Origin of the sequence: Ensifer sp. 1H6, assembly GCF_001976035.1 — a bacterium.
Lineage (GTDB): Bacteria > Pseudomonadota > Alphaproteobacteria > Rhizobiales > Rhizobiaceae > Ensifer > Ensifer canadensis.
This window is the reverse complement of record NZ_MOAI01000031.1, coordinates 40706-61823: the sequence shown is the minus strand read 5'-3', so window position 1 is coordinate 61823 and position 21118 is coordinate 40706. Positions and strand designations below refer to the sequence as shown.

Annotated in this window: 26 protein-coding genes, 1 tRNA gene, 2 pseudogenes and 1 riboswitch; of the genes and pseudogenes, 8 read left to right on the top strand and 21 right to left on the bottom strand. The window is 57.5% G+C overall.

Annotation, left to right across the window (positions count from 1 at the left end):
* Window positions 1-110 precede the first annotated feature (110 nt).
* The 4 genes from BKP54_RS28140 to ugpB form a co-directional block, all read right to left on the bottom strand.
* Window positions 111-1163 (bottom strand): sn-glycerol-3-phosphate import ATP-binding protein UgpC, encoded by a 1053-nt coding sequence (locus tag BKP54_RS28140; RefSeq protein ID WP_057210625.1) that lies wholly within the window; start codon window positions 1161-1163, stop codon window positions 111-113.
* Window positions 1163-2011: a sn-glycerol-3-phosphate ABC transporter permease UgpE gene (ugpE, locus tag BKP54_RS28135; protein ID WP_025428914.1), complete on the bottom strand. Its 849-nt coding sequence runs from the start codon at window positions 2009-2011 to the stop codon at window positions 1163-1165. Before ugpE ends, BKP54_RS28140 begins: the two co-directional genes overlap by 1 nt.
* Before the next feature lie 9 nt (window positions 2012-2020).
* Window positions 2021-2902: a sn-glycerol-3-phosphate ABC transporter permease UgpA gene (ugpA, locus tag BKP54_RS28130; protein WP_057220613.1), complete on the bottom strand. Its 882-nt coding sequence runs from the start codon at window positions 2900-2902 to the stop codon at window positions 2021-2023.
* A 72-nt stretch (window positions 2903-2974) separates the two neighbouring features.
* Window positions 2975-4282: a sn-glycerol-3-phosphate ABC transporter substrate-binding protein UgpB gene (gene ugpB, locus BKP54_RS28125; RefSeq protein WP_084815244.1), complete on the bottom strand. Its 1308-nt coding sequence runs from the start codon at window positions 4280-4282 to the stop codon at window positions 2975-2977.
* 668 nt (window positions 4283-4950) lie between these two features.
* Here ugpB and repC point away from each other — a divergent pair.
* A pseudogene (gene repC / locus BKP54_RS36830) lies at window positions 4951-5151 on the top strand (replication initiation protein RepC); the annotation flags it as partial.
* Window positions 5152-5192: 41 nt separating this feature from the next.
* On the opposite strand, the gene BKP54_RS28115 reads toward repC, so the two are convergent.
* The 8 genes from BKP54_RS28115 to BKP54_RS28075 all read right to left on the bottom strand — a co-directional run bounded on the left by BKP54_RS28115 (window position 5193) and on the right by BKP54_RS28075 (window position 11056).
* Window positions 5193-5798 (bottom strand): nucleotidyl transferase AbiEii/AbiGii toxin family protein, encoded by a 606-nt coding sequence (locus tag BKP54_RS28115; protein WP_084815242.1) that lies wholly within the window; start codon window positions 5796-5798, stop codon window positions 5193-5195.
* Window positions 5799-5882: 84 nt separating this feature from the next.
* Window positions 5883-6152 carry a hypothetical protein gene (locus tag BKP54_RS28110; protein WP_025428909.1) on the bottom strand — a complete coding sequence of 90 codons (270 nt, stop codon included), beginning with the start codon at window positions 6150-6152 and terminating at the stop codon, window positions 5883-5885.
* A gap of 215 nt (window positions 6153-6367) precedes the next feature.
* Window positions 6368-6985 (bottom strand): thiamine phosphate synthase, encoded by a 618-nt coding sequence (locus tag BKP54_RS28105; protein WP_084815241.1) that lies wholly within the window; start codon window positions 6983-6985, stop codon window positions 6368-6370.
* A complete protein-coding gene (locus BKP54_RS28100; protein WP_084815240.1) occupies window positions 6982-7755 on the bottom strand; it encodes a thiazole synthase in 774 nt (257 codons plus the stop codon). The genes BKP54_RS28105 and BKP54_RS28100 overlap by 4 nt, the downstream gene beginning before the upstream one ends.
* Before the next feature lie 2 nt (window positions 7756-7757).
* Window positions 7758-7955 (bottom strand): sulfur carrier protein ThiS, encoded by a 198-nt coding sequence (gene thiS / locus BKP54_RS28095; RefSeq protein ID WP_025428906.1) that lies wholly within the window; start codon window positions 7953-7955, stop codon window positions 7758-7760.
* A complete protein-coding gene (gene thiO / locus BKP54_RS28090; protein ID WP_084815239.1) occupies window positions 7945-8940 on the bottom strand; it encodes a glycine oxidase ThiO in 996 nt (331 codons plus the stop codon). Before thiO ends, thiS begins: the two co-directional genes overlap by 11 nt.
* Before the next feature lie 222 nt (window positions 8941-9162).
* A riboswitch (TPP riboswitch) is annotated at window positions 9163-9294 on the bottom strand.
* A 933-nt stretch (window positions 9295-10227) separates the two neighbouring features.
* On the bottom strand, window positions 10228-10497 hold the full coding sequence (locus BKP54_RS28080; RefSeq protein ID WP_025428903.1) for a hypothetical protein: 270 nt from the start codon (window positions 10495-10497) through the stop codon (window positions 10228-10230).
* A gap of 358 nt (window positions 10498-10855) precedes the next feature.
* Entirely contained in the window at window positions 10856-11056 is a 201-nt protein-coding gene (locus BKP54_RS28075; RefSeq protein WP_084815238.1) for a hypothetical protein, read from the bottom strand.
* A 1474-nt stretch (window positions 11057-12530) separates the two neighbouring features.
* On the opposite strand from BKP54_RS28075, the pseudogene BKP54_RS36825 reads away from it, so the two are divergent.
* Window positions 12531-12626, top strand: a pseudogene (locus BKP54_RS36825) (ATP-dependent DNA ligase); the annotation flags it as partial.
* Window positions 12627-12753: 127 nt separating this feature from the next.
* Here BKP54_RS36825 and BKP54_RS28065 read toward each other — a convergent pair.
* The 5 genes from BKP54_RS28065 to BKP54_RS36155 all read right to left on the bottom strand — a co-directional run bounded on the left by BKP54_RS28065 (window position 12754) and on the right by BKP54_RS36155 (window position 15087).
* The gene (locus BKP54_RS28065) at window positions 12754-13179 is read right to left on the bottom strand and encodes a hypothetical protein (RefSeq protein WP_084815236.1); all 426 of its coding nucleotides are present in this window, start codon (window positions 13177-13179) and stop codon (window positions 12754-12756) included.
* A gap of 323 nt (window positions 13180-13502) precedes the next feature.
* On the bottom strand, window positions 13503-13772 hold the full coding sequence (locus BKP54_RS28055) for a hypothetical protein (RefSeq protein WP_128090512.1): 270 nt from the start codon (window positions 13770-13772) through the stop codon (window positions 13503-13505).
* 19 nt (window positions 13773-13791) lie between these two features.
* The gene (locus BKP54_RS28050; RefSeq protein ID WP_038577891.1) at window positions 13792-14037 is read right to left on the bottom strand and encodes a hypothetical protein; all 246 of its coding nucleotides are present in this window, start codon (window positions 14035-14037) and stop codon (window positions 13792-13794) included.
* A gap of 55 nt (window positions 14038-14092) precedes the next feature.
* A complete protein-coding gene (locus tag BKP54_RS35950) occupies window positions 14093-14359 on the bottom strand; it encodes a hypothetical protein (protein WP_057206260.1) in 267 nt (88 codons plus the stop codon).
* Between the two features lie 554 nt (window positions 14360-14913).
* Complete coding sequence (locus BKP54_RS36155; protein ID WP_164474905.1) at window positions 14914-15087, bottom strand: hypothetical protein; 174 nt, start codon at window positions 15085-15087, stop codon at window positions 14914-14916.
* 63 nt (window positions 15088-15150) lie between these two features.
* Here BKP54_RS36155 and BKP54_RS35945 point away from each other — a divergent pair, with 63 nt between their 5' ends.
* The gene (locus BKP54_RS35945; RefSeq protein WP_158071730.1) at window positions 15151-15318 is read left to right on the top strand and encodes a hypothetical protein; all 168 of its coding nucleotides are present in this window, start codon (window positions 15151-15153) and stop codon (window positions 15316-15318) included.
* Window positions 15319-16316: 998 nt separating this feature from the next.
* Window positions 16317-16811 (top strand): ferritin-like domain-containing protein, encoded by a 495-nt coding sequence (locus BKP54_RS28035; RefSeq protein ID WP_084815233.1) that lies wholly within the window; start codon window positions 16317-16319, stop codon window positions 16809-16811.
* Window positions 16812-18011: 1200 nt separating this feature from the next.
* Here the strand turns inward: BKP54_RS28035 and BKP54_RS28025 are convergent.
* The gene (locus BKP54_RS28025) at window positions 18012-18245 is read right to left on the bottom strand and encodes a hypothetical protein (RefSeq protein ID WP_084815231.1); all 234 of its coding nucleotides are present in this window, start codon (window positions 18243-18245) and stop codon (window positions 18012-18014) included.
* Between the two features lie 63 nt (window positions 18246-18308).
* Between BKP54_RS28025 and BKP54_RS28020 the strand changes: the two genes are divergently transcribed.
* The 3 genes from BKP54_RS28020 (at window position 18309) to BKP54_RS28010 (ending at window position 18926) form a co-directional block, all read left to right on the top strand.
* Window positions 18309-18389: transfer RNA gene (locus BKP54_RS28020), tRNA-Met, on the top strand.
* Window positions 18390-18486: 97 nt separating this feature from the next.
* A complete protein-coding gene (locus BKP54_RS28015; RefSeq protein WP_245317915.1) occupies window positions 18487-18651 on the top strand; it encodes a hypothetical protein in 165 nt (54 codons plus the stop codon).
* Between the two features lie 23 nt (window positions 18652-18674).
* Window positions 18675-18926: a hypothetical protein gene (locus tag BKP54_RS28010; protein WP_084815229.1), complete on the top strand. Its 252-nt coding sequence runs from the start codon at window positions 18675-18677 to the stop codon at window positions 18924-18926.
* Window positions 18927-18990: 64 nt separating this feature from the next.
* Here BKP54_RS28010 and BKP54_RS28005 read toward each other — a convergent pair whose 3' ends face one another.
* Complete coding sequence (locus tag BKP54_RS28005; RefSeq protein ID WP_084815228.1) at window positions 18991-19191, bottom strand: hypothetical protein; 201 nt, start codon at window positions 19189-19191, stop codon at window positions 18991-18993.
* Between the two features lie 372 nt (window positions 19192-19563).
* Between BKP54_RS28005 and BKP54_RS35470 the strand changes: the two genes are divergently transcribed.
* Window positions 19564-19734 (top strand): terminase family protein, encoded by a 171-nt coding sequence (locus BKP54_RS35470; protein WP_245317914.1) that lies wholly within the window; start codon window positions 19564-19566, stop codon window positions 19732-19734.
* Between the two features lie 160 nt (window positions 19735-19894).
* Here the strand turns inward: BKP54_RS35470 and BKP54_RS35465 are convergent, their stop codons facing one another.
* Together BKP54_RS35465 and BKP54_RS27985 are read right to left on the bottom strand one after the other, a co-directional pair.
* Entirely contained in the window at window positions 19895-20056 is a 162-nt protein-coding gene (locus tag BKP54_RS35465; RefSeq protein ID WP_128090511.1) for a Thivi_2564 family membrane protein, read from the bottom strand.
* Window positions 20057-20356: 300 nt separating this feature from the next.
* Window positions 20357-21019: a hypothetical protein gene (locus tag BKP54_RS27985; RefSeq protein WP_084815227.1), complete on the bottom strand. Its 663-nt coding sequence runs from the start codon at window positions 21017-21019 to the stop codon at window positions 20357-20359.
* Window positions 21020-21118 lie beyond the last annotated feature (99 nt).

Genomic DNA, 21118 nt, shown 5'->3' with positions numbered 1-21118 from the left:
TAGAAAATCATCGCCTGCGATACAAGACACGCGGAACGATCGCTCCATTCCGCCGCCGAGGCAAGGCTCATTGATTTTGGCGAGGTTGGGAAGCCGCAAAGCCCGTGTTTTTAGGACACGCGCTTGCCCCTATCGTCAAACACATGCAGGTCCTTGGCCAGCGCGCCGACGGTGACATGATCGTCGATCTGCCTCACCGATCGCCCTGGGACTCGGAACACAAGATCCTGGCCATTGGCGAATTTGCCATGCACATAACTCTCCGCTCCAACGAGTTCGATGCTGTCGATGCGGACCTTGGCGGTGAAATCAAAGTCCGGAGCGGTGGGTTCACTGACAACGAGGTCTTCCGGTCGGATGCCGATCGTAAATGCGCCTGCTGGTTTGGGCACATTGGGCGAGATCGACCAGCCCTCAAGAGTTTCAGCATGTTTGAGCAGGTTCATCGACGGTGAACCGATGAACGTTGCGACAAAAGTCGTTGCCGGTTTTTCGTAGAGTTCGATCGGTGATCCGACCTGCTCGATCTGTCCGCCATTGACCACGACCAGCTTGTCGGCAAGCGTCATCGCCTCCATCTGGTCATGCGTGACGTAAACGCTGGTCGTGCCAAGAGACCGCTGCAAGCGCTTGATTTCGATCCGCATCTGCCCTCTCAACTTGGCGTCGAGATTGGACAGTGGCTCGTCGAACAAGAACGCGGCCGGTTCACGCACGATCGCCCGCCCCATGGCCACGCGCTGGCGCTGGCCACCGGACAACTGGCGTGGTTTGCGGTGGAGATACTGCTCGATCTCCAGGGTCTTGGCGGCAATCGCGATACGACGCTCGATCTCGTCCTTCGGCGTGTTGCGGTTCTTCAGCCCGTAGGCAAGGTTCTGATGCACGGTCATATGCGGGTAGAGCGCGTAGTTCTGAAACACCATCGCAATGTCCCGCTCAGCGGGTTCCAGATCATTGACTGTTCTGTTGCCGATGACGATCTCGCCGGAGCTGATGCTTTCGAGACCCGCAATCATGCGCAGAAGCGTGGACTTTCCACATCCAGATGGGCCGACGAGAACGACGAGTTCGCCATCATCGATCTGCAGCGAGACTCCCTTGATCGCCTCGATATTGCCGCCATAGACCTTGCGGACGTTGTTCAGGGTAATTTGAGCCATTACTTCTCAGTCTCCACAAGACCTTTGACGAACCAGCGCTGCATCAGCACGACGACGAGGATTGGCGGGATGATCGCGAGGATCGCGGTTACCATCACGTAGTTCCAGGGTGTCGAGGCGTCGGTGAAATCGACCATGCGACGCAGGCCGATGATGATGGTGTTCATCTTCGCGTCGTTCGTCACCAGCAACGGCCAGAGATACTGGGTCCAGCCATAGATGAAGAGGATGACGAACAGCGCGGCGATGTTGGTTTTCGAAAGCGGAAGCAGGATGTCACGCATGAAGCGAAAGGGGCCGGCATTGTCGATGCGCGCCGCTTCCACCAGTTCGCCCGGGATCGTCAGAAAGAACTGCCGGAAAAGAAAGGTCGCCGTTGCCGAAGCCATCAAAGGCAGCGTCAGGCCCGCATAGGTATCGATCAACCCGAGGTCGACGATCACCTTGTAAGTGGGCAGGATGCGCACCTCGACCGGCAGCATCAGCGTAATGAAGATCATCCAGAAGAAGACCATCTTCAGCGGAAAGCGAAAGAAAACGATCGCGAAGGCCGAGAGGAACGAGATGACGATCTTGCCGACGGCGATGGCAATCGCAACGACCGTCGAATTGAACAAGAGCCGCTCAAGGCTGACGCCGACCACGCGCTCGACGCCGCCGGACATCGCCTCCGTATAGTTCTCGCTCAGTTGATCGCCGAGGGTCAAGGACATCGGCGGGCGGATGATCTCGACCGACGTCCGGCTGGAGGCGACGAAGGTGTAGTAGATCGGAAAGGCGACGATAATGACGCCGATGATCAGCACGAGATGGCCGATGAAATTGGCGATGGGACGTTTTTCAATCATCGGCGCGCCTCATGAGTAGTGAACCCGCTTCTCGACGAAGCGGAATTGGAACGCCGTCAGTGCGACGACGATGACCATGAGAATGACCGATTGCGCGGCGGAACTGCCGAGGTCGAGATTGACGAAGCCATCATTGTAGACCTTGTAGACGAGGGTTTCCGTCGCCTTCGCTGGTCCGCCGCCGGTGACAGCATGGATGATGCCGAAAGTGTCGAAGAAGGCGTAGACGGTGTTGACCACGAGCAGGAAGAAGGTGGTCGGTGCCAAAAGCGGGAAGACGATCGTCCAGAAACGCCGCGCTCCGCGCGCGCCATCAATCGATGCAGCCTCGATCAGCGATTTCGGGATCGCCTGCAGACCGGCGACGAAGAAGAGGAAATTGTAGCTGATCTGCTTCCAGGCAGCCGCGACGATCACCAACGCCATGGCCTGGTCGCCGTTTAGAAGCGGATCCCAGGCAAAGCCGTTGCGCCGCAAAATATAGGCAAATGTCCCCATCGCGGGATTGAACATGAAGAGCCACAGCATGCCGGCCACTGCAGGTGCAACGGCATAGGGCCAGATCAGAAGCGTGCGGTAGATGTTTCGGCCGCGAACGACACGGTCTGCCGCCGTTGCCAACAACAGAGCGACAGCCATCGAGAGCAACGCCGTCGCCAGGCTGAAGACCACCGTGACCTTCAGCGAATGCAGGTAGTCCGGGTTTGCCAGAACGGCGCGAAAGTTGGCAAGGCCGACGAAGCCGGACTTGAGCCCGAACGGATCCTCGCGAAGCACGGATTGATAAAGCGCCTGGCTCGCAGGCCAAAAGAAGAAGATGACCGTGAGCACGATCTGCGGTGCGAGCAGGAGATAAGGCAGTATTTTATTGGGAAAGACGACAGGCTGCAAAGCGACCCCCTTCTTTGCGCGAGGAGATGGACTGCCCCGGTTCACGCCCGGGGCAGTCCTGCTATTGCATCGTTAGTTTCCGATGGCTGCCGCGATTGCGGCGTTCGCCTTCTTGGTGCCTTCGGTCAGGGCCGCTTGCGCATCCTTCTGCCCGGCGAGCATCGCCTCGAACTCTTCGTTGAGGATGTCTCTCACCTGCGGAAGATTGACGAGCCGCACACCCTTGGAGTTTTCCGTTGGCGCCTTGCCCATCATCTGCAGAATCGGCGTTTCACGGCCGGGGTTCTTTTCATAGAATCCCGACTTCTTGGTTTCCTCATAGGCGGCGAGGGTAACAGGCAGATAGCCCGAGACCTGATGCAGGCGTGCCTGGATTTCTGTCTTCGACAGGAAATTAAAGAACTCGGCGATGCCCTTGTATTCATCGTCGGATTTTCCGCCGAACACCCAGAGGCTTGCGCCGCCCGGGATCGTATTCTGCGGACCGCTGCCCTCGTAATAGGGCAACTGGCCAATACCGTATTTGATACCCGACTTGATGATGTCGCCGAGGCCACCGGATGATTCTGTCAGAATGGCGCATTCACCTGATGTGAAGAGCTGCTTTGCTTCCGAGGTGCGGCCGCCATAACGGAACGTACCGTCCTTTGCGAGATCGGCTATCGCCTGGAAATGCTTGACGAACAGCGGTGCGTCGACCTTCAGTTCGACGTCGGGGCCGGCAAGGCCATTCTCGTTGGTCCCGTATGGCACGTTGTTCCAGGCTGCGAAGTTTTCGGTCTGGATCCAGGTGAGCCAGGTGGAGGTGAAGCCGCAGGCCGAAGCGCCGCTCGCCTTGATCTTCTTGGCCGCGTCGAACACCTCCGGCCAAGTCTTCGGCGGGTTCTCCGCATCGAGGCCGGCCTTCGTAAACGCGTCCTTGTTGTAATAGAGGATCGGCGACGACGAATTATAAGGGAAGGACAGCATCGTACCGTCCGCCTTCGAATAATAAGCGACGATGCCCGGCAGGTATTGATCCTTGTTGAATTCGTAACCTCCCTTCTGGAGCACCTCGGCCACCGGCAGGATCGCTCCTTCGGCGCCCAGCATCACACCGCTGCCTGCATCGAAGACCTGCAGGATGGCGGGCGCCTGCTTGGAGCGGAACGCGGCAATGCCGGCGTTCAACGTTTCCGGGTAGGTTCCTTTGAAGACGGGCACGACCTTGTAGGCGGTCTGGCTGTCGTTGAATTCCTTTGCCAGCTTGTCGACGACTTCGTTGTTGGCGCCGGTCATGGCGTGCCACCAAGAAAGCTCGGTAGCGGCCAATGCGTTTGAAGCAAGGCCGGCTGAAAATGCGGACGCGACCACAGCGGTCCAGTTCAAATGTCTGAACATGATTCCTCCCATTTCTCAAAAGCCAGGGCATTTGGCACACCCGGCGAAATCGATCCTCCACGATCGAAGCTTGCACAACCTTCGTTGCGAAACCAAAAAGTAGTAAAAGCGAAATGAAATGAATATGCAACGAAAATATGACAATAGAACGCGTATTCCACTTAACCATGACGTGCCGTGTTCTCTTCACCGAGCCCGGAGGAAATCCCAGCAAAATCTGCACGATTGGGGCGAGATCGTTGCGCCTCGATTTTGGCTGATAATGCCGACGCTTAACGTTCAGTCTCAGCGCATTGTGGAACGGCGCCAAGGATATCGCGATGTCGTCGGCTCTGCCGGGGCGTGGGCGCTTGGTCGCGAAGCGTGAAATGCCTTGAGAAGTGCGGAGCGGCTTGCCGGGGGTAGTCGGTCCCGGTTCCCGGCCTGCGGCCGGCGCTTGCGCTGAACCTCCTGCGGCGACCCTTTTAACCGGTCAAGCCGCGCGCGAACGGGCTCTGGCCGCCTTGGCGGCCGCCGCCTGGTACGCTCATCCTTTTCTGGTCGAGCAGCATGGCCAGCGTGGGCACATCGCGCGCACGGAGCCAGTTTCGCAGAGATGCCCAGCCGGCAAGGCATCAGGCTCAGTACTGTTAAGCCTGCATCGGAAGCGACCTTGGACTTGTCTTTTCTATCAGGATGCTTGTGAGGCGATCGGACCGGAAAGCGTCGCCGGAACGATGGCCTGCATTCTCGAGAAGGCAGGCTACATCAACTCGGCCGGCGGTTGTCTGTGCTATCTGACGGCAAAGGCGCGGCGAGGGGAGTTTTCGCTCGGACCAGTGTTGATGGCGTTGTTGCGAGCAAATGGCGCTTCAGTCCGGGAGCCTTAGTAGCGCCCAAAGTGGCGGTTTGTGACTTGGATGGGCTCATGCTAGACTTTTGCGCCGGTCGAATGGGCGCAGATGGCTTCCAGGAGTTTGATCGTCATTGCCTGTCCCAGGCGTGGAATCTCGGAAAAGCCTTCACGGTACAAAAGTCTTGTCATGATGGTCTCCGCGAACTGCGGGTTCATCTGGCGAGCGACTTTTAGAGCCTTCTCGCATTTGTCTCCGAAGGGCGTAAGGGCCTCATTGAGATACTCGACACCGTGAGTCTTCACGACGCAGGCGATGTCGAACATGTCGCGGGGCTGCATCGTGGCCCCGCGGTAAAATATTTTCTTTGCGATGATTTCGCCAGGGGTCTCAAGCAGGACGTCGCGACCGCGCACCTCCGCTTTCACCGTCGGGTTGTCAGTCAGGCTGGGCGCGCAGATAAAGTCGATTTCGCCGACATTCTCGAAGACGATCTTCAATGTTCTTGATCCATCGGACTGATAGCCGTCAGGGTTGATGTCGAGCGCGTAGCCCTGTGTCTTCGGGTTCAGGTATGGCAGAAGCTGCGGATCATCGATGAAGATGTCGACATCAAAGCTCTCGCGATGATTGATCTGGAGCATCAGGGCGGTACCGCCTCCAAAAGTCCAATTGTCGATCAATGTGAGTTGGGAGCTTGCCTGATCGATAATGCGGCCAGCGTGGTCAAACAGGTCCCCCCATCTGCTGGCTGGGTGTTCGACCAACTATGCCGCCCGCGCCAAAGGAAGCGGGTAACCGGCAAGTGCCGAGAACTTCCGTGCTAAGTCGGAAGCGATCGCCGGATCAACGTGCATTTCGCCGAGGAACGAGATCTGAAGGTTCTCGTCTACCTCGGAAAAAAAGGAGAACGCCGACGCATCGAAATTGACTGCGCTGGCAGGATCGGAAATCTTGGATGCCAATTGCTCAGCCGAAAGCTTCGTCCCATAAGGGGCGTTGACAGTCGACAAAACCTTTACTGCAACAATAGACATCTTCCTCGACCACAGCACCTTCAGGTTTCTATATACCTTGACGATCCTTGCGAAACAAGGATCGTCGGTGACTACGCCGTCACACGTTAGCCTCGCGAGGCTCTTCTAGGCATCTATATTCGGCCGATTTTCCGTTGTTGCGGCTTTTCTGAGGGTGAGGCTCATCTGGGGACGGTGCTCGGCCGTGGTCGCCGGCTGGGAAACGAAGATCTCGTTCAAGCTGGCGCAATGCGCCACCGTGACGTCGCAGCGATCCATTGCCTTGTTCTGCCCTCGGGATCCTGGCTACGTGTAATGTCGGTCACGACCGCGGCACACTCCGCGCCATGTGTGAGAACGCCATCGATACGTTCAAGGTTCAGTCCACCGATCGCAACCAGCGGGGTCGATCCGATTTTCTTCTTCCAAGTGGTGAGGCGGGCAAGCCCCTGCGGCTCCCACTTCATCTTCTTGAGAATGGTCGGATAGACCGGGCCCAGCGCGACATAGTCGGGCGCGACTGACAGCGCCATATCGAGTTCGGCCTCGTCATGTGTGCTGATGCCGAGCTTCAGTCCGGCCCGACGAATGGCGGCCACGTCAGCTTGCGCCAGATCTTCCTGACCGAGATGAACGAAATCGCAGCCTTCGTCGATCGCGATGCGCCAATGGTCGTTGACGACAAGTTGGCAGCCGTGTCTGTCGCATATGGTTCTGGCGATGCGGATATCGCTACGAACCTCGCTATCGGGTCTTTCCTTGATGCGAAGCTGGACCAGCCTCACTCCAATTGGAACGAGGCGTTCGACCCAATTCGCGCTGTCGACAATGAGGTAGAAGGGATCGAGCTTCATGAGAAGACTGCCTTTCCGATCACCGGGGTGGAGGGGACTGCCAGGTCTCGCGGTTCGAGCATGCCGGCTTCAAAAGCCAGCCGACCGGCCTCGATCGCCTTGGCAAAACCCGATGCCATCACGGCCGGATTTCCCGCGCCGGCCACCGCGGTATTCAGGAGCACGGCATCGAAACCGAGCTCCATCACTGTCGTTGCATGCGAAGGGCGGCCGATGCCCGCATCGACAATCAGAGGCACGTCCGGGAAATGCGCGCGCATCGACCGCAAGGCGGACGGATTTTGCGGCCCCATGGCACTGCCGATCGGAGCGCACCAGGGCATCAACACGCGGCAGCCAGCTTCCAGCAGGCGCTCGGCGACAACCAGATCGTCGGTTGTATAGGGAAAGACCTCGAAGCCTTCGTTCGAAAGGATCCGTGCGGCTTCGACCAGCGAGAACACATCCGGCTGCAATGTGTCGTGATTGCCGATCACTTCGAGCTTGATCCAGTTCGTCTTGAAAACCTCGCGCGCCATCTTGGCAGTGAGCACCGCCTCCTTGGTGGTGTGGCAGCCGGCGGTGTTCGGCAGTATTTTCGTCCCGAGCTCGCGGATCAGTTCGAAAAACGCACCTCCCGCTTTGCCGCCGGCCGTCTCTCTCCTCAACGAGACCGTGATGATTTGTGTCCCTGAAGCCCGCACGGCGTCCGAAAGCACGGCTGGAGATGGATAGCCCGCTGTTCCCAGAAGCAGTCGAGAGGTGATTTCCGTGTCGTAGACTTGCAGCATGTTCAGCCACCTTTCATCGGCGAGAGAATTTCGATGCGATCATGATCGCCTAAGCGCCATCGATCGCGGTCGGCCGCGTGAACGAGTTCGCCGTTGACAGCGGTCGCCAGCCAGCTTCCTTCATAGTCGAGTGCAGCCATCAGTTCGGCGAGCGTCGAGCAGGCGACCTCGTGCTCTTCGCCATTGACGTTAAGGTTCATCATAGAACTCCGATCTGTGGTCCGGGTTGAGCAGAAGTTCGGCAACGTCGTGCGCAAGAGCCGGCGAGAGCAGGAAACCATGCCGATACATACCGTTCACGGAATAGATCGAACCGCTTTTCGTGATCCTTGGCAGATTGTCGGGGTAGGCGGGGCGAATGCCAGTTCCGGTTTCGGTGATCTGCGCTTCGCCGAAGGCCGGGTGCAGGGCGTAGGCTGCGTTTAAGAGCTCCATCAGCGACCGTGCAGTGATAGGACCGGACAATTCGCTCTCTATCATTGTTGCCCCGACCATGAAGACGCCCTGGCGGCGTGGAACGACATAGATGGGGTGTCGAGGATGCAGGAAGCGCACTGGACGCGACAGTTGAATGTCGCCGGTGCGCAGATAGAGCATCTCGCCACGCACGCCCCGCAGTGCCGCGTCATCCGGGAGCCTGGCAGGGCCTGTGCAGTCAATATGCGAATCGACACGGCGATCGACGGTGGCATCGGTCGCCTGGCCGAAATGAAAACGCACCCCCATGGCCATTAATGTGTCATGGAGTGAAGGCAGCGCCTCTCTCGGATCGAGATGCGCTTCCCTCGGGAAGTGGAGTGCACGAGAAAAACGGCCGGCGAGATCGGGTTCCAGTTCGGCTATCTGGTCTGCATCAAGCCATCTGTGCCCTTTGGTTCGCGCCGCGAAGCGATCGAGCTCGCGTGTATCGCGCGCGGCGGCGACGACAAGTGTCCCCTCTTGCACGACCTTGTCGGGCAGCGCCGTCTTCCACCACTCGATGGCTGTCGCGCCGACGCGTTCGACTTTCTCGTCGGCACTTTCGCGCTCACACCAGGGCGCCAGCATGCCGCCCGCAAACCAGGATGCGCCGGCGCCAATCCGTTTTGAACGTTCGAAGACGTCGACCTCAATGCCGCGTCGCGCCAGTTCGTATGCGGTGACAAGGCCGATGACACCCGCTCCGTTGATCAGCACCTGCCTCATTTGGCAGCCGTTCGAGCTGTTACCTGGCCGGAGCTGTAGGGCCATTCATCCATGCGCCGCACCGCTAACGGGCGTCGATGTTGCCGTCTATGTCCGCGGTTTGGCTCGTGTACGACATCTGAAAAAACCATTGGTCGGCTCCAACCTTGACGTTTGGAGACCCAGATCTTGGCGCTGGAAAGATAGAGACACGTCCACGCGATCGCAAAGGAGCTGTCGCAACTGCCGTCGTTCCCACCGTCCCTACGCCAGCATGAACTGGATCAGGTTCAACGGGTCATTGCGCTGCGGTCGAAAGAGCCGATCCGCCCAGCAATATCTCAGCCCCTTGTCGGGACTCCCCTGGTGAATGAACCGAGTTGAACGGCCAATGCCGTGCTTTGTCAAGCGTTGTTAGTTTATTCCCAACGGGGCTAAAGCGTCATCCACATACCTTAGACTCAACGCGTATCGCGCCGAGAGGAGCAACATGAGCCGGCGCATCAATGCGGCGGGCCTCGCGCTCGTCTAGCGGCGGGAAGGCATCAAGGAGCATGCGTTTAGTAGAAAAGGCGCTGCAGCGTGAGTTTTGCTCTCAGGCAAGTGGAGGCATCGTCTGCCACACAACAATCAATGGTCTCGAATGTTCTCAAGCGATTCCTTTCTCGCTTCTTCATTGATGTCGCTCAGAGACCTTTCATGGTTGGTGCCGTCCCTGGAAGTGACAATACACACATTTCCCAAGCACACCGTCGTGTCCGCCTGCGCGGGCGCGCCCGAGGCGATGAGAGCCACGGCGTTCATGCAGTTCGACCATTTCTCCTCGTCCTGGAGCCATGAGAGTCCCCCGTTTTGAGTGGTTCACGGTGCAAGCCCGGTCGGAAAATGGCCAGCATCCAATAAAAAGGAATCCGAATGGCGCCATATCTGTGCAGAAAATTCGCTCGGCCGCGAAAGGGCGGTCAATGCAAGCAACTTCACCTCCGTCATGGTCGCGCTCGATCGCTATGGCGACATGTTTGGTCTCGATAAGTCCCGTCGCCTGCTGCTCGCAGCACGGACATGAACGTGCCGACTTCCGATTCTATCGCGAGGTCTGGGGACCGACGCCGGCGCTGAATTAACGAGCACATGCATATCGGATCGGGCCTCGGATGCGGAATATTTTCAGCTGTCTCTGGGGCATCTCGATGACGGCGTGGCCGTTGCGCGGCCACGCTGACCGGAGTATGCCTGGCGTAGTGTGATCCCAGTCGAGGGCCGAGAGTGGGGCAGCGCGTCACTCTGCGGTGTTGAGCAACACATCGCCTAGTGCAGCATACTGGTCGGTTGCTGTTCGCTCTGAATTCGACGTGTTGGGCTCGCCCGCCTACAGAACCAGCGACCGCACTCTGTTAACGCCAACTCATCCGTATTGCCGAACCTAAATTCATCCATCAGGAATTTTGCGAGGCGGCCAGCGCGGATGTCTTGGCGCGGGATCCTCGTTTCGAAGCAAATGCGATCGAATATCCTTTGAAGTGTATCGAGCTGTTCGGGTGCGAGTTCAAAACCTGACTGGTCAAAGTGAATAGCCATTTAGACCTCCCTTCTTGAGCTACCGCCTTCACCGAAGAGAGAAAGATAGCGAAATCTTTAATTGGCTCCAAGTGAGCAAAAGTTGAGATTTGCGTGCGTCGAACTGCTGCTGGTAGCGGGGAATCCGGCTCAGAGCCCACAGAGAAGCGGCGCTTATAAAAGGCGCCGCGGGAACGACAGCGGAAACGAGACGACTCCTTAGCCGCTCCTTTCCTTAAATGCGAATTGTTCTCGCCAATCATCAGATTTAGTTCGATATTTAGTCGTTGCTGAGATTGCTAGCGGTCTTCCCGCAGAGCCCCAAAAGAAGGCCGCTCTTTTCCAGTTGTCCCGCCGGGTCAGGCAGCCACCCTCCCAATTAACCAGCCATTTGCTTGAGCGCATCGTGGTCGTGGATGCCGCTTTGAAAAAGGCTGATCAGGTGCGCCGCGAGCGTAACGGCTTCATCGCTATCAAAGGCGAGGTGCCTTTCCTGGACCATTTCCCGGAAGACACATTCGATCTGCTTGACGTCGTCAGGCGTTACAATCCCTGTGCGAGATCCAACCGCTTTACCCATAGCCCTAATCCCAGCCGGCCCAGGGGAGAACAGGGCCGATGTTTGCCCCGCATAGAGTATGCGCCGTTGCTGGGGGGATTACACTGGAATCGTGGAGGGAGATCCAGACGGTCTTTGGGTTGGAGAGTAGCCAGACCGTCCGGAGCCCACGTTGGGTTGCCTCCACAATACACCAACGCTTATGCACTTAAAAACGCGTGCGGTAAGGCATTGTTCCGATTGCTAATGTATCGTCACTCTGTTTGGCGTGCGTGCCTTATGGCTCTGGCTAAAGTACCCGCCCACGGTTCTCGACCAAGGTGCCTGCTTCACAACGGCGATTGGGTAAAGCTGAAGTGCATCCAGAGCGACGGCTTCGTAGTCGTCGGATGTGAGCCATCGACGAAGGTGGCCGGCGCGATTTCGCGGTTGCTGCTTACGGCGAGGCGAGGCAACGAGCTGGTCTATGTAGGCGGGGTCGGAACAGGCTTTACGGACAAAATGGCCCGCGACCTTCGCAAGCAATTGTCGGACATGCCGCCGGTCGCGCTCAAGCGCAAGAACGCGGTTTTCTGTGAGCCGGCATTTGTCGCCGATCACCTATACCGAGATCACCAGCGAAGGGAAGTTACGGCATCCATCGTTCGAAGGCCTGCGCGAGCTGGCCGAGAACGTTGATGTCTTCGAGCTCAAAAAATAGACCCGGGGAAGAGGGGCCTTGGAGCTGATACGTTGGGGTGCTCTTATAACTCGGGTGCGACAACAATGTTCCATCGCTGCGGTCGACAATCACCGTCGGTGTTTTCGCACCCGGATCACGTTACCGTTGTTGTTGCTGCACTGCTTACAACGCATGCGTCGACCACGTGCCACGATCGACTGAGTTGTGCCGAACCATCGCGCCAGGCCGTGCCGATCGATGTGATCCCAGAGTGTTGCTTTGCTTGGGACAGGGGCGTGCGCCCTGGGACCTCTAGCGACCTAGAGGCCGCTCTGGACAATCGGAAGCCACAGACCTTCGGCGCAGCGCCAGCCGGTTAGTGGAATGTCGCACTTGCGGTCGAACTTGCCAATTGGCGCCTCGCGAACACAATTCACAGTCGAGCGAAATGGGTGTCCTGGGACCTGGAAGGTTGTCTGAGCATAGGAGGCGGTGCACGAAAAGTATGTGAGGAAAGCTAGGGCGCATGCGATATAGTTCGGCATTGCGGGATCCTCTCCAATTTTAGTAGGGGCTAAAGTTACTTCAAAACGGAGCGATTTGCCCTTAGCCTTTTCGAACTAGCTCAGGCGGAGGGGACTCTTGTTCAAACATGGGAAGCTTCATTCCTTCCCATCCAGGATAATCCGCAACGTCCAGATCATATTTGCTGCATCGAGCAGGGCAGCCCTGATTTCTCTTTTACGCGGCTCTCGATAAAACCACGCTGGCACACCTTGTCGGGAACGTGTTGCCACCATGCTGCTAGAAAGGTGCAAACGGTTAAAGATGGACCGGTCATGGAGCAGCGACGGGAAGCTCCGTCATCCGTCGTTCAAAGGGCTGCGCGAACTGGCCGATAAAGTCGATGTCTTCGAGCTACAAAAATAGGCCCCTGCGGGAGGGGCCCGAGAGTTCGACAGTGGCTGCGGGGGGACTGCCTGCTGTCACGTGGCATGTCCGGAAAAAACGCGGCTCTAAGAGGATTGTTCCTTCCCATAGACAAGCCTTTCAGGCGCTATCGACGTGGGCCAACATTGGGCGCCTTGTAGATCGACGGCCCCATGCCCCGATACTCGGGTTGAAGGAACGTGAATTCGCAGCTCCGGGTCAATGCTTCGACCAGCGCGTTGACGATGGCTGTACGGGCGACCTCTTTCCTGTTGGCGTCAATGGCGACGAGGTCTTTCGCTACTGCGTTAGGCAGCTTCCAAAGTTCGGCCGCGACGAGCGCGACAACTTCGGCATCGTCGACCTCAGTTCCGGCGCGCTCGATACGGTGGTTGATGCGGATATGCCTGACGAGTTCCTCAGCAATTGAGCGGGCGCTGTCCTGTTCGCGGCGGCGCGAAACGCCTGTTCCTGCGAAGCGGCGTTTGGTCGATTGGTCTATCACCGCCAGATGGATGGCGACGAATGAGGATAGTTTGGCGTGGTCGGTCACGGCTGAACTCCAGATAGCATTATTCAGTGCCCGATCGTCGATCGAGAAGAGTTGTGCTGCATGTCTGAGATTGGCGCCCGCCTAGCGCCGCGGGTCAGGATCGCTTGGCTGGTGGCCATTCGATCCTATGTTCGAAGCAATACCAGTTTGGCGCCGACCGTCCGTGGGCATAGCCGAACGCGTCTCACTTCATGCAGCAGGGAGGTTCGCAAAGGTGCTCGACCAGGCCGCTTTCCGCTCTCTTGGTAGCGCCAACCTCGTCGCTCATGCTCAATGCCTTCTGAGTAAATGTGTTCTACAAATGTTCTCATTAAGGCAGAGAGTCAACGACCAGATTTGGGGAGGCTCTCCGCATAACTCAAAAAGGGGAGCGCTGAATCGGGGAGCTCAATCGACCATTCGAAGCCGGTAGGTGGCTCGCAATTGTCCCAACCACCAAACTCATTCATTTGCTGCCATCGACCCTTCTTGCCGTGTCGAAATTCCTCGCTATTCGATTTGTAGATTTTGAACCGATAGGGGCGCACGACGCGGACAAAGATTACGGATCCATCCTCCGGCATGTCGCCTTTTCGCCATGTGGTGCCGGGCATTTTGATAGCCTCCACCCAATCAATGCGGCTTTGGGGCTATCAGCACGACGCCGGCGCCAAGCTCAAACATTTCTGCCTCCGCATTGATCGAGAGATAGTGGTTTTCGGCCAGTTCGATCAACGCTGATGAGGCCTCTTCGGGCGACCATCCTGCCGCCTCGATCCTTTCGATCAAAAACTGGAATTCATCAGTGATCGCCTCCTGGCATTGCAGGTCACGATCGGGGTGAGATTTCGGGTGTCTTGGCCCGGCGATTTTCGGCATGGCGTTTCCTCCTGCAGAAGATGTTAGGGCGGTCATTTCTTTCTGCAAGGCTTGGCTAATTTAACGACTCGCCTTCGATCTTAACGCGCCTGTCAGTCCAGCCGCGCCGATAGGCCTCGTCGAGCACGTCGCGCCACATGTCGTCATCGGTCCTGTTGACCCAATTTGCTTGAGCAAGCAGGAAGACGGCCAGCAGGTAAACCTCACGAAGCTCGTCGACGCCCAGACGGTGACGCCGTACATGCAGGCCCACTACGGCACGGGTGACTGCCAGCCGGAAACGGAACCGACGCGAACCATCACGAAGGACCGTGATGGTCATGTCGAGGCGACCGTCACTGCGCCGCCGTTCACGCTACGGTAGGCTGAGCGGGCTCGCGAGGTCGCCAATTTCATGCGGGCACACGGGCTTTCGGGACGATCGCGAGTTCGTCACGGTCGAGGTCTCGGGCGCTACCTTCGTCATCGTCGATATCGCCATGCGGATGCTGACGCCGCGGGAGGGGCCTTCCCACCGGATTGCGTCCTCGCCGGTGCTCATGACTATCAGGCTTGGGGTCGGTCTGGCGCTTGTTTTCCAAATCCGTGCAGGTGTCCTGCGTCGGCAACTCCGTGTCGCCCCCGGTCGCGTGCGCGCTCGTCCCCGCGCATTGCGCTGTACCTGGCAGTGCAGAAGGGCGCCGCATGAAAATCACCTACGCCGAACTCATTGAATAGGCCGAAGCACAAAAGCGCCAGAAGTTCACTGGTTGGATGACCAGGCTCGCGCTCCAAGTTCCCGCGCCCCGACGCTGAGATAGAAAACAAGATGCGGGGCATCGCCATGCTCGACGCCGTCAGCAGCATCTTCAAGGCGAGGGCGGCTGCATGACGATGCTATTTCAGGTGCTTTGGCGGCTTGTCATTTTCATCCGGATTCGGGTTGGGAATCTCGTCGGGAAGGACGTCAGGCTCGGGTTCCTCAATCGGTGGCTGAGGCAGGTCCGGCGGCAGGCCTGGCGGCAGCTCTGGAGGGGGCTTTGGGATCGGTTCCGTAGGTATCGTGCTCATGGTGGTCTCCTTTCGGAGGCCAACTAATCCCGCGCCGTTTTTGTTCCGCGAGGGAGACGAAGCGTGACGGTAGTTGCATCCAACTACAACCGGGTCGAGAACGATCTCTACCAGACGGAACCATGGGGCACCGAGCTTCTCGAGCGCTTCCCTGGTGGATGGTCTCGACGTTTTCCGGCGGCAGGAAACCACCTCATGGCCGATGTTCTGGCAGAGCAAGCCGCGTGGTGAACACGTCTGACATAGCCCTACGGTCGCCAGCATGACGAGATTTTCGACTTCCTGAAGCCTTACGGGTCTTGGGCGATTTCGGACGCCGTCATCACCAACCGCCCTACGGCGAGGGGAGCCGTGACGCCCGCCTTTTCGCCGGGTATGCGCTGCCCCGTTGCAAGGGCGCTGGTCGCTTTACTCGAGGCGATGCCTGGTGTCGCTGGCAACAAAGCCGTCGATGGTCGCCCTCTTGCGATCGATATCATGGATATCCTCAAGGTAAGGGCGGCCGAGGTCGACGCTGAGGTCGAGTTTGACCGCAGGTCACGGCTTGCGAGTCAGATTCTGCGCAAGAATACGAAGACAGATCCTCAGGGCGGCCGACGCCCTTTTCCATTCACTTGCTGTACGTGGTCTTCCCGCTTCTATTCTGGCCACTTGAGTTGTCCTCGGAGGTGAAGCCGCGGCTTCGTTGGGGGCCAGCTGCCAGTTTGATCTGGTAGGTTGCTTCCTCGCCGCGAGCGATGCCACTCCGGCGATAATGAACTTCATTGGTAGTCTCCTAGGTTCGAGCCACCCGCCAAGGATGCGGGAGTCTTGGCCTAGGACTATCGACGAACCAGTGACATACGGCAGGTGTCGTATTTCCACGGTTCAACGGTACGCGACACCTCGAAATGGTTACGAACTTGTTTGGAACACATTGGCCCCCTATATACCCGCCATCGGCATTGGTTATGAGCGCTGAAAGTTTCGCCGCTCGCAAATGCCTCATCGCTTTAGACTTTTGACCACGGATGTACTGGCACTGGTTGGTAAGCGATGATGAGGAAGGTCGGTGCGGTTTCGCCCCGGCCTTTTTTCTTGCATAAAGACGAGCTCTTCCGTTTCCTTGCTATTCGTGCGGACCCCTTGCGGCCCGTCGTCCGCGTGTCCGGTATTTTAGACACACGAACTGGAACGATTCCGCCGCAGGAAGCTTTCTCCCCTGCATTCATTTGCCAAGGAGAGAATTGATGAAATCGCTGTCTGATATTTTCGAACATACGCTGCAGGATGTTTATTTCGCTGAGAACGCCATCACTAGGGCGCTTCCAAAGGTCGCAAAGGCCGCGAATAACGCGGATCTCAAGAAGGCGGCCGAGGAGCATCTTTCGGAAACGAAAGAGCAGATCAAGAAGTTGGAGCAGGTCTTCAAGTCAATCGGCAAGACGGCATCCGGCGAAAAATGCGACGCCATCGAGGGTCTCATCAAGGAGGCCGACGGTTTAATAAAAGAGGCGGAAGGGACCGCGCTGGACGCGGGACTTCTGGCCGCTTGCCAAGCTGTCGAGCACTACGAGATCGCCCGCTATGGCTCGCTTCGTGAATGGGCCAAGGACCTCGGCCATGATGAGGCGCACAAGCTTCTTAGCGAGATCCTCGACCAGGAGAAAGCGACGAACAACAAGCTCACCAACTTGGCGGTCACATCGATTAACAAGACCTCGGCGCGTTCCAAGGCTGCATAGCAAAACAAGGGCGGCACTGACCGCCCTTTTTCCATTTCATATTCAGCGCCATTAGTAGTGGCGAGACCTTTTCCTCCCGCCGGAGAGGTGGATGAATCCGGTAACAATTTCCGCAGGCAGGGCAAATGGTAAGCCGCGTGCGAAGAACCGGGATCAATTCCCGGGCCTGCAATCGGATAGCCGCTTAGTCGGCAATAGAGCAAGAGTCGGAGCGACTATAGCTCCGGCCCCCGCCAGACGGTAAACAAGCTGGTGGGGCACCAATGAAATTAGCGGCTTCGGTCGCCTTTTTCCGCCCCGGCGACGTGAGTGAGCACGAGGCGTCATGATGCAATTTCACGCAGGCAAATGCCCGAGCTGTTATAACGGCCGGCTCTTTCTCTTTCGCGAGAGCGAAACCGGAGATGTCTACGGACACTGCGAGGAGTGCGAGCAGGGTTATCGATCGCCAGAAGAAATCGAGGGCAAGAGCGGGTTTCTAACGCTACTCAACGATTCCGATGCCGAATGGGCGACCGAGGATGAAATATCTCGAAGTGTCTGGGCGAACTATCAGATTTTCGAGGCATAGCCTCAACAGTTACGACAAGCAAAGGAGCGGTCACCCGATGATTGCCGCCTATGGAATATGGCGGCTCGACTGTTTCCAGTTCAACGGGTGATTGGTGGTGTCGGGGCTGTCTCTGATCCGAAATCCTCTTTGAACGCCATGAGGCTAAGTACGATCCCAACGAGGATGCATAGCAGCACGATGAAGATGAGGCCGGATTTGTTCATCACTCATTTCAGGCTCAGAATGTGAGAAATTCGTGGCAGAAGGCGACCACCCACTGACCGCAGTCTCTTCGTTGGGTGATCGCCTTCATTTGCGTCACTGAGTTTGGGTATCAGACTGATTTGTCTGCGACGACCCTGTGAACATTGGCGTCGCAGGTCTAAATGCCCAGACCAGCAGGATGCTCATCGAGACGACGAACAGAGAGAAAACAAGACGATTTGACATGGCGCTTTCCTCCATAGTTGGAGCGCTGTGAATGCAGGTTCAGCATTCGTCGCCGTGTCAGGTCGAGTATTTCTGGCAAGGAGACGCGCAAGCGCCTTAATCGAGGCGTCGCGGTCCGTGCGGTACGGGCGGGTTTGAAGTGTCCTGTCGCCGCATGGCAACGTGGGAAGTGTACCACGTTCTTGCTTGCGAGCGCGTCAAATAATCAACTGCACGATGTGCGAAAAGGGCGTCATCGCCCATCTGCCGTTAGCATCCTTCGCAGTTCTGTAAATGATGAAGTCCCGACCGATGGTGAACTTCCCGTGCATAGTGATCTCGTTACCAGTTGAGAGCACGGCGCGAAGTTCGTTTGCATGACGGTTAGCAATTTCGTCACCGATCAAATCGGCCAAGACCTGGTCTAAAATCACCGGTTTTGAATCAGTCATTGGAAACCCCGAACTGTTGTGCTGCAGATTTGCACTCTAACCGTTCAACCAGCGATTTCCATACGTCGGCGTAGAGCAGCCCGGTAGCTCGCCAGCCTCATAAGTTGGAGTGTGTCGCAGGTTCGAACCCTGTCGCCGTAACCAGATCCGTGCCCGGCGGTATCGGGTATAACGAAGGAGAAGGCCGACGACGGCACGAGTACGCGCAAAATTCATGTGTAGCGGCAAGGAAGGCACAACTGTGTTCCTTCACACCGTCTATTCCGAAGACATCCAGTCCGAGGACGGGCGCTTTACGAAGGTGACCCCTTGGGGTGAGCATCGGATGAACGTCGACAATCCAGACGCTGCAATCCAGTACGAGCCGGGCAAGTCTTATTACCTCAACTTCACGCCCGCCGAGTAATCCCCCAGCGGATAGGAACCAGCATGCGCCTGCACTTCGCACACCATTACGGATTCCACCGCTTGTTCGTGATCGCCGACATCTTCGCGGCGGTCGCGACGATTGTCGCATCCTTCGCACTCGCCGTCGTCCGGTACGGCGCCAGCGTCACCAGGCACTCGCTTCAGGGCCTCGGCATCGCCGCCTATCGCGTCGTCGGCTCGCTCAGGCCGGTCTACCGCGAAAGCTACGACAGCCACGGCCTCAGTCTCGCCGACGGCCGAATGCGGCCCTGATCCCACATACCTGGTTAGGGAGCCGGACCCGTGGCCCGGTTCCCCGATGTCTAAATTTCTGCCCTCAGGCGAGGCGACGTCGTTCCTCTACCATCATATTCATGATGTCGCTGGCACGTTCCTTGACGTACACAACGCGACCACCGCTGATAGCGAGTTGAATAACTGCCCTGTGGGCATCACCCATGCCGTCGTAGAAGTCCGTGGCGTTGTCCATGTTGACGAATATCGGTTGTCCGTCCTCGCTGGTAAGTTCAAGCCACATTCCATTCTCCTCCAAGGTTGCTGTGCCAGTGCAAAAAAACACCCGGCGAAACAAGTTTGCTCAGCGGCAGCGCATAGGCAAGTGGTGATCTCATGCGACCGCAACTACCGATAGAGTTACTCGAGGATTTCAACGGATGCGCCTTCGCGGCTTGCTCCTGAACTCGAAGCTTGGGCAAGAGACACCTTCATCGATCCGGACAGTGACATGTTCAACCCGGATCACGCTCACCTTATCCCGGCAACCGTCGGCATGCTGTGGACTACGGCGAACAACAAGAAGGGCCGCACCCGTCGGCTAAGCCGAGATGGGCAGCCCCGGTGGTATGATGGGTAAGTGGGCAGGAGCCCGAGCCGAGGCACAGGTGTTGGCATGGTTCGGTGGCGTGCCCGACTTCAGCAGTGGAACTTCCCGGCCGGCGCCTCGGTATCGTTCGCTCACCTTGAGCACGACAAGACGGTTCTGAACTGGCAGGGCTCGCAGATACCACTGACCTGCTTCGACGAGCTAACGCATTTCAGCGCCAAGCAGTTGCCGCTGTGATCTGTCGAATACGCCACGTCGTCGTCGACAGACATCGAGGACGTGCTCGCACTCGCAAGACATGTTGTGACCACGATCGAGGGGCTGCTCTGGCCGTTCCTCGTGCCGGTTTGGCCGGGCGCGTTGGTTGTGTAGCTTCGCGTCCTTGCCTGGATGCCGATCAGATGACGCCCAGAGAGTTGAGCAGCGAAACCACGCCGATGATCAGAATGACGATCTGAGCCATCTGCTTCATCGTCGAATCGATCGGAAGCTTCTGTACGAGATAGAGCACAACGACGACGAAAAGGACTGTGACGAGGATGCTGATAGCGGCGGTCATGTGCCCAGATCCTTGAAAAAGAGCCTCTCGGCAATGAAGGCGTAAATATGCCCAAGTTCTCAAAAAGGAAGAGCGGACTACGGTGCCTTCAGTTGGGAACGGTTCTGGAAACTCCGGCAGTCGCAGCCGCCGGGGGTTCTCTGGACTACGTGTTTCGAACCTTGAGTTCATGGCTTGGTGCCAAACCACGGGAAATATGGTCTCTCGCGAGGAGCTGGCGATCCTCAAGGCGATGGACGCAAAGCTCTGCGCTGAGATCGAGAGGGAGACTGAGGCCATCAGAGCAAGAGAGACTGCAAACTAACTGGCGGACGGCCCCGTCTTGTTAGTCCTGGGTTTCTCTTTCAGTTCGGCGACGCGCATGCGGATATTTTCCAACAACTCACGCGCTTCCTTCTGGACAATCAACGCCTTCTCAATTGCCTCGTCGGAGCCATAAATGGCGATAGAACCCACGACACGGTCAACGTGTCGAAGCTGGGTTTCGGCTTTGCGTTCAATCTTCCGGAGTTCGGTGACGTTGGCCGCCGCGTCAGCGGAAGCCGCCAATGCGGCGATGATTTCCGGTTCATTGGAAACAAACTCCTCGCGCTGCTCCTCTTCTTTTTGGCGGCGCTCTTCACGCCGCTGCTCCGGTAACGATTGGTGTAGCGAGGGTAGACGGTTCATGTGCCGTAGAGCTTCAGTCTTCGCTATGTCGACAGTCTCATACGGTTCGGAAAAATACGGTTCGCGTCGATCGTTCGGGTCACCAATGGTAAATTTCCATCCACCATCGGATTCGAACACCGCGACGTGTTTGCCGTGGTAAATCTGCGTCGGGTTTCCGTTCTCGGAGGCGCCCCACTCCTGCAGAATAGCCTGCGGTTTTTTGTCAGCTTTAGAAGGTTTCGATTTCTGAAATAGATAAACAGCAGCACCTGCTGCGACCAATAGGACCAACCAGAAAATGCTAGCCTCCATTTGTGTGCGTCACCTTCCATCAAAGGGAAACATGCGCGTTGATTAATGTCGAGGTTCTAATATCCGCCTGGGCGAGAAGAAGCGCTTCGCCTACCGCAC